General features: G+C 47.8%; 10 protein-coding genes. 4 read left to right on the forward strand and 6 right to left on the reverse strand.

From position 1 onward, the window contains the following. Nucleotides 1–259: 259 nt before the first annotated feature. From proC to ARB69_RS13420, 5 genes are all read right to left on the reverse strand, one after another. A complete protein-coding gene (gene proC, locus ARB69_RS13400) occupies nt 260–1054 on the reverse strand; it encodes a pyrroline-5-carboxylate reductase (RefSeq protein WP_055153617.1) in 795 nt (264 codons plus the stop codon). A gap of 60 nt (nt 1055–1114) precedes the next feature. Then, the gene (locus ARB69_RS13405; RefSeq protein ID WP_055153619.1) at nt 1115–1384 is read right to left on the reverse strand and encodes an acylphosphatase; all 270 of its coding nucleotides are present in this window, start codon (nt 1382–1384) and stop codon (nt 1115–1117) included. Nucleotides 1385–1504: 120 nt separating this feature from the next. Further along, nucleotides 1505–1987, reverse strand: coding sequence for an ureidoglycolate lyase (locus tag ARB69_RS27415; RefSeq protein WP_055153621.1), 483 nt, complete (start codon nt 1985–1987; stop codon nt 1505–1507). Between the two features lie 81 nt (nt 1988–2068). Then, entirely contained in the window at nt 2069–4444 is a 2376-nt protein-coding gene (gene hypD, locus ARB69_RS13415) for a trans-4-hydroxy-L-proline dehydratase (protein WP_055153623.1), read from the reverse strand. A gap of 2 nt (nt 4445–4446) precedes the next feature. Continuing rightward, a complete protein-coding gene (locus ARB69_RS13420) occupies nt 4447–5355 on the reverse strand; it encodes a trans-4-hydroxy-L-proline dehydratase activase (protein WP_055153625.1) in 909 nt (302 codons plus the stop codon). A gap of 384 nt (nt 5356–5739) precedes the next feature. Here ARB69_RS13420 and ARB69_RS13425 point away from each other — a divergent pair, with 384 nt between their 5' ends. The 4 genes from ARB69_RS13425 to hydF all read left to right on the forward strand — a co-directional run bounded on the left by ARB69_RS13425 (nt 5740) and on the right by hydF (nt 9957). Further along, on the forward strand, nt 5740–5988 hold the full coding sequence (locus tag ARB69_RS13425; RefSeq protein ID WP_025656119.1) for a TM1266 family iron-only hydrogenase system putative regulator: 249 nt from the start codon (nt 5740–5742) through the stop codon (nt 5986–5988). Nucleotides 5989–6160: 172 nt separating this feature from the next. Then, entirely contained in the window at nt 6161–7243 is a 1083-nt protein-coding gene (gene hydE, locus ARB69_RS13430; RefSeq protein WP_055153626.1) for a [FeFe] hydrogenase H-cluster radical SAM maturase HydE, read from the forward strand. A gap of 57 nt (nt 7244–7300) precedes the next feature. After that, on the forward strand, nt 7301–8722 hold the full coding sequence (gene hydG, locus ARB69_RS13435; protein ID WP_055153628.1) for a [FeFe] hydrogenase H-cluster radical SAM maturase HydG: 1422 nt from the start codon (nt 7301–7303) through the stop codon (nt 8720–8722). 23 nt (nt 8723–8745) lie between these two features. After that, entirely contained in the window at nt 8746–9957 is a 1212-nt protein-coding gene (hydF, locus tag ARB69_RS13440) for a [FeFe] hydrogenase H-cluster maturation GTPase HydF (protein ID WP_055153630.1), read from the forward strand. A gap of 75 nt (nt 9958–10032) precedes the next feature. On the opposite strand, the gene ARB69_RS13445 is transcribed toward hydF, so the two are convergent. Further along, the gene (locus tag ARB69_RS13445; protein WP_055153632.1) at nt 10033–10965 is read right to left on the reverse strand and encodes a type II CAAX endopeptidase family protein; all 933 of its coding nucleotides are present in this window, start codon (nt 10963–10965) and stop codon (nt 10033–10035) included. Nucleotides 10966–11044 lie beyond the last annotated feature (79 nt).

Raw genomic sequence — 11044 nt, forward strand, 5'->3', positions numbered from 1 at the left:
CCTTAGAAATTCTTGGTGGGAAACAGCCCTGAAAATGGAGAGATTTTTGGATTCCGAATCCAAAAATCAGCTGACCCAGCGCGAGAAATCATCGGATTTCTCGTGATGTGTCAGTGGTGCTCCATTTTCAGGGCTGTTTCCCGCCTAGAATTTCTTAGGTCCGCGGCCGCGTTTTGAAAGGACATGGATGTTCTCCGGGAGGCTTTCGGCTATCCCTTTATGGAGCGTCCCCATCCGCTGCTGATTGTTAGTAAAAAAATCACATATTTTTAGATATCTCAGTGCAGGCTTTCATTGCCTCTATTACCGCGCTTCTGAATCCATTCCTTTCCAAGACTCTGACTGCTTCTATCGTAGTTCCTGCAGGAGAGCACACCATATCTTTAAGTTCTCCAGGATGTTTTCCCGTCTCCAGGACCATCTTGGCGCTGCCGTATACGGCCTGTGCAGCGAACTTATATGCCTGTGCCCTCGGCATGCCATCGGCAACTGCTGCATCTGCCATTGCTTCAATAAACATGAATACATAGGCCGGTGAACTTCCGCTTGTAGAAACAACAACATCCATCAGTCTCTCCGGTACTACTTCCACTTTTCCAAACGCACTCAGGATACTGACTGTATGCTTCAGTTCCTCTTCTGTCACATACTCATTCGGACAGGCAGCCGTCATCCCCTCTCCTACCATTGCCGGTGTGTTCGGCATTGTACGAACTATTTTCACCTTTTTGCCAAACTGTTCCTCCAGCCAGGCCAGTGTTTTTCCAGGCGCAATCGTAATGATGATCTGGTCATCTCTGACAAAATCTTTGATTTCCTCAATTGCTGATGCATAGAACTGCGGTTTTACAGAAAGAACAACCACCTCTGACTTCTCAACAACTTCCTTGTTATCTGCTGTTACGTTAATTCCATATAAAGATCTGGCCTTTTCTCTCCCCGGTTCAAACACATCCGAACCGATGATCTCTTCTGCACTGAAAATCCCCTCTTTAATAATGCCGCCCATAATAGCGCCTGCCATGTTGCCTGTTCCAATAAATCCTAATTTCATAATCGTCCTCCTTGTTTATTTTTTGTCAATCAGGGGCAAAGGGGTCAGACCCCTTCACTTTTACCGCACGGTGAAACTGCTTTCTTTCTCCAGGGGAATTTCTTCCGTATCCATCCCTTCTATTGTTATAAAATGTCCCTGGTTCAACCCCACCAGCAATTTGTTTATCATTGGCTCCCGCCCCTGGATTTCCATGGTTACCGTGCCGTCCCATTCATTTTTCACCCATCCGGTCAGCTGCAGTGACTGTGCAAGATATTTGGCGGTGTAACGGAACCCTACGCCCTGGACACGGCCATAAAATACGATGCGCTTTCTAATTTCTGACATATTCCCACCTTTTTAATTTCCTCTTATCTGTTACAAAGGTCAGGCCCCTTTACAGCCGGAAAAGAGACTGCGCCGGAAAACCAGACAGTCTCTCTTTTATTCATGGCTGCCTGCTGTATTCTACAGTTCGATCTCAATCCAGTCTTCCTCCGGATAATCCACCACGAAGCAGTCATTCGCATAAACCCTTTCCGGCAGAACAATCAGTACATGTACCACATCTTCTTCCACCGGCATCGGCGCGAGGTGCCATACGCCCGTATTCAGCTTCACCACGGTTCCCTTCGGCACAACAAAGGCTTCTGTCAGCTGCGGTACCGGGTCTTTTGTCGGAGGCGCTGCATGAATCACAACATCTCCGTCCAGCGGAAGGATCCCTTCCCCTGTATAATTATGATATTCTGCAGAATTAATGATCATCTTGTCTGCTTTTTCCGTGACAAGAGATGAGAAGGTGACCGGAACCCTTCCGGAAACAGGAAGCGCTACTTTGTCATTATAGAATGCTCCAAGAGCGTTCCCCTCCGGCTCCACCAGGTTATAAAACTCCCCATACTTTGAAAATGCTTCCGCTGTCAGTTTCTGTGCTTTGATTGTTCTCATCTTCTACCTCCAAGGATCTTATATTTTTCTTATATCTTACCACTTAATCCTCAAAAGTGAAACCTGTCATCAGACGAATTATCAGTGAAAATTCTGTTCCGTCCTTTCAATAATCTCATCCTGCAGCGCTTTGCTCAGATTTCTGAAATGGTCGCTGTAGCCTGCCACACGCACAATCAGGTCCTTGTAATCATCGGGATGCTTCTGTGCCTGGATCAGGGTTTCTCTGTCAATTACATTGAACTGGATGTGGTGTCCATCCATGTTGAAATACGTGCGCACCAGATTTGCCATCTGCTCCAGACCCTCGTCTCCCGACACCACGCTTGGTGTGAACTTCTGGTTCAGCAGTGTCCCTCCTGTCTGCAGGTGGTCCATCTTCGCGCAGGACTTCACGACAGCTGTCGGTCCGTTGGTATCCGCCCCCTTCTCCGGAGAAATTCCTTCGGATACCGGTTTGTGCGCCAGACGCCCGTTTGCACTCGCCATCATCACATCACCGAAATACACATGGCAGGTCGTCGGCAGCATATTAATCCTGTACGTCCCCCCCAGCATATTCGGACGCCCCGTTACCTGGCTCCTGTAATATTCAAACACAGAGCGCATAATATCATCTGCATAGTCATCGTCATTCCCGTATTTCGGGGTCTTATTGCGCACCAGATTCGCAATTCGGTCATGCCCCTCGAAGTTATCATCCAACGCCTGCATCAATTCTTCCATGGTAAATGTTTTTTTGTCGTAAACATGATATTTCACAGCGGAAAGACAGTCTGTAATCGTACCGATACCTACGCCCTGCAGGTACTTCGTATTGTACCTTGCACCACCGCCGTTATAATCTCTTCCCTTGGAAATACAGTCGTTCGTAATAATTGAAAGAAACGGCACGGGCATATATTCGGCGTAAATCTTTTCGATCACATTACTTCCCTTGATCTTGATATCAATAAAATACTTCATCTGTTTCTTAAATGCATCAAATAACTCGTCATAAGAAGCAAAATCTGCCGCATTGCCCAGCTTTAATCCCAGCTGCTTACCGGTCATCTTGTCAAACCCATTATTCAATGTCAGCTCGAACACCTTCGGTATGTTAAAATATCCGGTCAGAATATAAGCTTCATTTCCAAAAGCCCCCGTTTCCACACAGCCGCTGGTTCCTCCGCGTCTTGCATCCTCCAGCGATTTTCCTGCGTTGAGAAGCTCCTGAACGATAGCTTCAGTATTATAAAATGCGGGCTGTCCCCAGCCTTTTCTGGAGATCTCGCAGGCACGCTTCAGAAACTTCTGAGGCGTTTTTCTGCTGATCTGTACATTGGAACTTGGCTGCAGCAGCTTCATCTCATCCATACAGTCCAGAATCAGATAGCTGACATTATTCACACCATTTTCTCCGTTCGGTGTAATGCCGCCCGTATTCAGATTTGCAAAATCCGTATAAGTGCTGCTCTCCTTCAGTGTAATACCAACTTTTGGAGGCGCTGGCTGGTTGTTGAATTTAACCCAGAGACACTCCAAAAGTTCCAGCGCTCTGTCATCATCCAGAATGCCGGACTCCACATCCTTTTCGTAGAACGGATTCAGATGCTGATCCAGGCGTCCCGGGCTGTAGGCATCCCAGGGATTCAGTTCACTCGTCACGCCAAGATGCACAAACCAGTACATTTGGATTGCCTGCCAGTAAGTCTCCGGCTTGTGAGCGGGAACTACATCACAGTTGGCTGCAATCTGAAGAAGCTCTTCTCTGCGGCCTGCATCTTCCTCCTTTGCCGCCAGTTCACGTGCATATGCAGCATATCTTTCCCCAAGTATTATGATGGCATCGCAGGCCAGCTTCATGCCTTCCAGTTCATTCTTCTTATCAAATGCTTCGGTATCGTTCATAAAATCCAGCTTGTCGATCGCATTCTGAATATCTTCTTTGTAATCCACAAAACCTTTTTCATAAATTTTTACTGAGCCGACCGTATGTCCCGGCCCCCTCTGCTCCATAAATTCCGTAAAAATGCCGGCCTCATAGGCGTCTTTCCACTCCGGTGTCATCTGGCGGAGAATCCGGCTCCTCATAGAACGTTTTTCCCAGTATGGAATCATAACTTCTTCCTGTACTTTATAGTCTGTTTCCTTCACCTTAAAATTAATCAGGTCCCGGTCGTTCATGACATGCATATCTTCCACTGTATGACAGCACAGTTCCGGAAATGTCGGCGCCGCCTGCGGGGAATCCCCTTTCTCCCCCACAATCAGCTCGCCCTCACCGATATACAGCGTCTTTGTTGAAAAATAATCCTTTAATACCTGTCCGCGCAGCTCGGGCACAGACAATTCGCCCTCATATTTCTTGTAGGTAGCGGTCTCACTGAGCGCCCGCTCCAGATCAATATGCGCAGGTGTATCCAGGCTCAGCTTTCTAAGCGCCTTTATGCGTGCATTCATTCCTCTTTCTTCCATACTTAACCTCCTATTTTTACATCCTGGAATCCGGCTTTCCGGAATAATTCCACAAAATGATTCATTTCTTCCCTGTCGGGTGCATGCATGTCTGCCCCTTCGTAGCAAATGCCCGCTTTCAGGTATTTACCGGAGCCCGTGTTATGATATGGCAGCAGGTTCACTCTTGCTGCATGAATGTTTTTCTCCTGAAGATAACGGATCATCGCCTTCATCGCTTCCTCATTGCCGTTCACTTCTTTGATGACCGGAATACGAATATAGATTCTGGCCCCGTCCCGGCTCAGCTTTTCCAAATTTTCCAGAATCAGCTCATTGCCGGACCCCATATACTTTTTATGCAGCTCCGTATCCAATGTCTTGATGTCATACAAAAAAGTGTCCGTATATGGCAGAATCCGTTTATAATTTTCATACGGCGCCTGCCCGCATGTATCGATTGTGACAGAGATACCGAAGTGATACAGCTTTTTCACAAGCGCTTCCACAAATTCTATGTCAGCCGCCATCACTTCTCCGCCGGAAAGCGTAACCCCTCCGCCGGATTCCTCGTAAAACATCTCATCTTTCCTGAGCTCCTTCACAAGTTCATTGACCGTATATTCTTTTCCCGCTATCTCCCGAAGGTTCCGGTTGCAATAATCCGTACATTTCCCACAGGCCGTACATTTCGCCCTGTCGGTAATGGCTTTTTGTCCGGACATTTCAATTGCCCCATTCGGACAGGCAGCCGCGCAGCCTCCGCAGCCCACACATTTTTCACTGTCGTACAGCAGCTCCTTCTTAAAACTCTGTGTCTCCGGATTGTGGCACCAGACACACCTCAAATGACAGCCTTTGAAAAAAACCGTCGTACGTATCCCATCTCCGTCATGGATCGAATACTTCTGAATGTTCGTAATCAGACTCATGATTCCAACCCTCGCTCGCCTTATTCTGTGCTTACAAAAAGCGCAGTCTGGACTAATGTTTGTACTATAGTCTAAATTTATCACACGCCATTCGTTTTGTCAATAAAAACGCTAGTACAGCAGGTGCTTATTGATGAATTATTAGTGCAATACTGTACTAGAGAAAGAAAATATGTTGTTTATATTTATTTGTTGTGCTATAATTTATTAAAATTCGTTCTGATTATAAAGGGTTACACCTGAGTAAGAAGGCGCACAGAGATGATTGATACGGGATTTTTTCTCGTTTCTAAGAGGGGGAAGACTGCCCCTTTTTATCGCCTGCGCCTTTGGTGCAGGTATTTTTTTGCACTTGTCTATATTCTGAGGATATAAGGAGGTTTTATGGAGACGAGAATTGCTTTGATTGGAATCGTTCTGGACTGTACCGATTCGGTGGAGGAGCTGAACCATCTGCTCAGTGAATACGGGCAGTACATCGTGGGCAGAATGGGCATTCCATATCGGGAAAAGAATATTTCCATTATCAGTATTGCCATGGACGCGCCGAATGACGTTATCAGTGCTCTTTCCGGGAAGCTGGGTATGCTGCCCGGTGTCAGCACGAAAACGATTTATGCCAAGACGAAGTAGGGAACTGGCAGCCCCGTCTGTCAGGGTATGTGTTACGGGATGCCCTTTGGGTATACCTTATTCTGCTGCTTTGCAGCAGACCCGCCCGTCAGGGCATGTATTACGGGATGCCCTTTGGGTATGAAAGAGTCCGGGTACCGTTTTGGAGTGCCCATGAAAAGGAGAATTTTCTATGAAGCATTTGATTGATAAACTGGAACAGACCGGTGCGCTTTCCAGGGAAGAATGGACGGCTCTTATCCGCGGCCACACGCCGGAACTGGCAGAGTATTTATTTGAACGTGCGCGTACAGTCCGGCATAAATACTATGGACACGATGTGTATATCCGCGGCCTGATTGAGTTTACGAATTACTGTAAAAACGACTGCTACTACTGCGGCATCCGCAAGAGCAACCGCAGCGCCCGCCGTTACCGGCTGGATAAGGAGGCCGTGCTGGACTGCTGCCACAAGGGGTATGGCCTTGGCTTTCGTACTTTTGTACTGCAGGGTGGGGAGGATGGATACTATACCGATGAAATTATGGCGGATATCGTGCATAATATACGGCAGCATTTTCCGGATTGCGCCATTACGCTTTCCCTCGGTGAGAGGACACGGGAGAGTTATCAGCTTCTTTTTGATGCGGGTGCGGACCGCTATCTTCTCAGACATGAGACTTTTGATGCCGCCCACTATCGGCGGCTGCATCCACAATCCCTGTCCGCAGCCCACCGCCAGCAGTGTCTCTGGGATCTGAAAGAAATCGGCTATCAGACAGGTACCGGTTTTATGGTTGGTTCTCCCTTCCAGACGCCGGAAAATCTGGCCGACGATATGCTTTTTATTAAGGAGCTGGATCCGCAGATGGTAGGAATCGGTCCCTTTATTCCTCACCATGAGACACCCTTTGCCGAATACGCAGCAGGAACGCTGGAACTGACGCTGTTTATGCTGGGGCTGCTACGCCTGATGCTGCCGAAAGTACTGCTTCCCGCAACTACTGCCCTTGGAACCATTGCTCCGGACGGCAGGGAAAAAGGGATTTTGGCCGGCGCCAATGTGGTCATGCCCAACCTTTCGCCCGTTGAGGTGCGGGGAGATTACCTGCTCTACGACAATAAGATCTGCACCGGGGATGAAGCAGCGGAATGCCGGAAATGCCTAGAACGCCGTATGGAGTCGATCGGCTATCAAATTGCTGTTTCCCGGGGCGACTCACTCAACACGGCGGCTCTGTCGCGTAGTCTGAGCGCTGCTGTTGCTCCCGAGTGACGCCTGAACCTGTTACTATTAAATATATCTATACAATCATAAACGGAGGATACCTAAATGTATGATGTAAATTCCAAACACGCCGAAGATTTTATTAACCATGAAGAAATTCTGGAGACACTGGCTTATGCCAACGAGAACAAATGTAATGAAGCCCTGATCGATTCTCTTATTGAGAAGGCAAAGAAAAGAAAGGGACTTACCCACCGTGAGGCCTCTGTGCTGCTGGCCTGTCAGATCGAGGAGAAAAATGAGGAAATTTTTAAACTGGCGGAACAGATTAAAAAAGACTTTTACGGCAACCGCATTGTGATGTTTGCGCCTCTTTATCTGTCCAACTACTGTATCAACGGATGTACATACTGCCCTTATCACAGCAAGAATAAGCACATTGCCAGGAAGCAGCTTTCCCAGGAGGAGATCCGCAAAGAGGTGATCGCGCTGCAGGATATGGGGCATAAACGCCTGGCTCTCGAGGCGGGGGAGGATCCGGTCCGTAATACGATGGATTATTATCTGGAATCTATCAAAACGATTTACAGTATCAAGCATAAGAACGGCGCTATCCGCCGTGTAAACATCAATATAGCGGCTACTACTGTAGAGAACTACCGCCTTCTGAAGGAGGCCGGCATCGGCACTTACATTTTGTTCCAGGAGACGTACCACAAAGAGAGCTATTTGCAGCTTCACCCAACAGGGCCGAAGCACGACTATGATTATCACACGGAGGCTATGGACCGCGCAATGGAGGGCGGCATCGACGATGTAGGCGTTGGTGTGCTGTTCGGACTGGACAAATACCGCTATGAGTTTGCCGGTCTTCTTATGCACGCGGAACATCTGGAAGCGGCTTTTGGTGTGGGACCTCATACGATCAGTGTCCCTCGCCTGCGCCATGCTGATGATATCGATGCAGATTCCTTTGACAACGGAATCGATGACGACACCTTTGCCAAGATTGTTGCCTGTATCCGAATTGCAGTCCCATACACAGGAATGATCATTTCCACAAGAGAGAGCCAGAAATGCCGTGAAAGAGTGCTCCATCTGGGTATTTCACAGATCAGCGGAGGGTCCCGCACAAGCGTGGGCGGTTATTGCGAACCAGAGCCGGACGATGCCAAATCCGAACAGTTTGATGTCAGCGATAAAAGAACGCTGGACGAGGTTGTCCGCTGGCTGATGCAGATGGATTATATTCCGAGTTTCTGTACCGCATGTTACCGGGAAGGGCGTACCGGCGACCGTTTCATGTCTCTTTGCAAGAGCGGCCAGATTCAGAACTGCTGCCATCCGAATGCTCTGATGACTCTGAAAGAATATCTGATGGATTATGCTTCCCCTGAGACAAAGGCTCTCGGAGATAAACTGATCGATAAAGAAGTGATGAATGTGCCTAACGAGAAGGCGCGTGCAGTTGTAATCGACAATCTGCGTCTGATTGAGCAGGATAACAGAAGAGATTTCCGCTTCTAAACTAAATTACAGGGGGTATTTTTATGAGTTTAAATGCAGCACCTTCTTCAGACAGAGTGCATATCGGCATCTTCGGCAGGAGAAATGCCGGGAAGTCCAGTATCATCAACGCGATTACCGGTCAGAATCTTGCCATCGTATCAGACATCAAAGGCACGACCACCGACCCGGTTCTCAAGGCGATGGAACTGCTGCCGCTGGGCCCCGTGGTTATAATAGATACACCGGGGCTTGACGATACCGGGGAGCTGGGAGAGCTCAGAATTCAGAAGGCATACCAGATCCTGAATAAGACAGACATCGCAGTTCTCGTCATTGACAGCGTTTCCGGCATGACAGATGTGGATGCCGGGATACTCGATCGGATTTTGAAAAAAGAAATCCCTTATGTGGTTGTTTTGAACAAATCCGATCTGGCACCTGGCTCCAATACCGATTTTACCGGATGTATGCCTGCTGTTCCCTCAGACAAAGTCATTGCAGTAAGTACCGTTACCGGGGAGAATATCCACGAACTGAAGGAACTGATTGCCCGGCAGGCGCCGGTAGAGAATGAGCGCCGGATCGTATACGGCCTGATTAAGCCATCCGACTTTGTGGTTCTGGTCGTTCCGATCGATAAATCAGCCCCCAAAGGACGGCTGATCCTGCCGCAGCAGCAGACAATCCGTGACGTTCTGGAATCCGGCGCCGTTTCCATCGTCACAAGAGAAACCGAACTGGAAGAAACGATGGAGAAGCTCGGTCATCCCCCCGCACTCGTAATCACTGACAGCCAGGCGTTCGAAAAAGTAGCTGCTATGGTGCCTTGGGATATACCACTGACTTCCTTTTCCATCCTTTTTGCCCGTTATAAAGGAAATCTTGAGACAGTTGTAAACGGGGCAAAGGCTCTTGATACATTGGAAGAAGGAGATACAATCCTGATATCAGAGGGCTGTACCCACCACCGCCAATGCGAAGATATCGGGACAGTAAAACTGCCCCGGTGGATTACCAGTCATACAGGTAAAAAAATTAACTATGAATTTTCCAGCGGAACTGAATTTCCCATAGACCTGTCAAAATACAAACTGATCATCCACTGCGGAGGATGTACTCTCAACGAGAGGGAAATGAAGTACCGCCTGAAATGCGCCCAGGATCAGAATATTCCTATCACGAACTATGGAATCGCTATCGCTCATATGAAAGGAATCCTGGAGAGGAGTATCGAGATCTTCAAAGGGGTCTGACCCCTTTGAGTACCATATTCAGAATCGTTTTACAATATAAAAACCGGTTCCCGTGTTTTTTCACGGAACCGGTTTTTATATCGTCTGTAAAGAAATAAACCCATACACTGCAAGGCCCGCGCCACAGAAGAATAATACGGCAGAAATGACAATCAGCCCTATTACAATTCCTGGTTTTCCTTTCGGAAACAGTTTATCCCGATAACCCGGCGTTCGACTATGCAGCAGATAATTACCGATGTACATGCAGGCCGGAGCCGCCGCACACATCATCATATACAGCCCTGCGCTCATCATGGGGATCGATGTAGACTCGTACCCAATCTCGTTCCACACCCCGAGCTGCGCATAAACATCTTTCATTCCAAAGAGCAGGATAATAGGCAGAAGATTATTTATAAAATGAAAGAAACAATTATAGAACATATTTCCACTTTCCAATATAATCCAGGCCATGACAACTCCGCCGATGGCAGTCGGGATAAACCGGAAAATGTCTCCGTGAAATGCGCCAAATACAACTCCGCTAATCAAGATAGCTGCCCATTTATATTTGTGTGGCTTCAGGCTTTTGAAGAAAATACCGCGAAAAATTATCTCCTCACAGACTGCCGGTGTGACCGCTACTATAAGTACTGCCGCCAGAAAAGGTATATTCATCATCTGGGAACTCAGGCCCGCATTCACTCCTTGCATTTCTTCCATGAAGAAAATGCTCACAAGCAGAACAAGTGTCATTTCTATAAGAAACGCTCCCACCCACATCAAAAAGGTGCCAAAAACACCGGCGCCTGCCGGTCTTCTGAATGGAAACAGTTCTCTCGGATTCCCCCTGAACGCGAGAACCAGCCCCAATGCGGCGGCAAGCATCAGCCATTCCGCCAATAATGAGCCATAAATGCCAAAGGGTGACAGTACCGTAGGCGAAACTATAAATATTACAACTGCAGCTGATACCAAAACTACCAGTCCCTGCCAGACCTTGAGTTGTTTATAATTCTTACTCATTCATTAACTCCCCCTCTAAAAACCTGTTTGTTAATCTTAAAATGTAAAACAATTCTGAAAACGGAGTTCAAGGGGGTCA

The organism is Faecalicatena contorta (genome assembly GCF_001404335.1).
Classification (GTDB): Bacteria; Bacillota; Clostridia; order Lachnospirales; family Lachnospiraceae; genus Faecalicatena; species Faecalicatena contortus_B.